This window comes from Achromobacter spanius (assembly GCF_039673305.1).
Taxonomy (GTDB): domain Bacteria; phylum Pseudomonadota; class Gammaproteobacteria; order Burkholderiales; family Burkholderiaceae_B; genus Achromobacter; species Achromobacter spanius_F.
In genome coordinates, this window is record NZ_JBDJLJ010000135.1 from 1 (window position 1) to 427 (window position 427).

General features: G+C 53.9%; 2 tRNA genes and 1 rRNA gene. All 3 read left to right on the plus strand.

Going from position 1 to position 427, the window contains the following annotated elements:
* Nucleotides 1–65, plus strand: a 16S ribosomal RNA gene (locus tag ABE485_RS31175); the annotation flags it as partial.
* Nucleotides 66–197: 132 nt separating this feature from the next.
* A tRNA-Ile gene (locus ABE485_RS31180) sits at nucleotides 198–274 on the plus strand.
* A 24-nt stretch (nucleotides 275–298) separates the two neighbouring features.
* Nucleotides 299–374: transfer RNA gene (locus tag ABE485_RS31185), tRNA-Ala, on the plus strand.
* Nucleotides 375–427 lie beyond the last annotated feature (53 nt).

Consider the following 427-nt stretch of genomic DNA (forward strand, 5'->3'; position numbering starts at 1 on the left):
TCATGACTGGGGTGAAGTCGTAACAAGGTAGCCGTATCGGAAGGTGCGGCTGGATCACCTCCTTTCAGAGCTAAAGTGCTCGTGTTAAGCGTCCACTCTTATCGGTTGTTTGATATAGCTGGGATCAGTTGTAGGCTTGGGTCGAGGGAATCTTCCCTGGGTCTGCAGCTTCCTGACTACTGATCCGAGAAGGTTTTGGGTCTGTAGCTCAGTCGGTTAGAGCACCGTCTTGATAAGGCGGGGGTCGTTGGTTCGAATCCAACCAGACCCACCAGGTATTTCGCGTAATGCGGAATATGGGGGTGTAGCTCAGCTGGGAGAGCGCCTGCTTTGCAAGCAGGATGTCATCGGTTCGATCCCGTTCACCTCCACCATCGATTCTCATGTGTCGCCGGGTGGCGATGTAGAGGCCAACTCATAGTGCCGT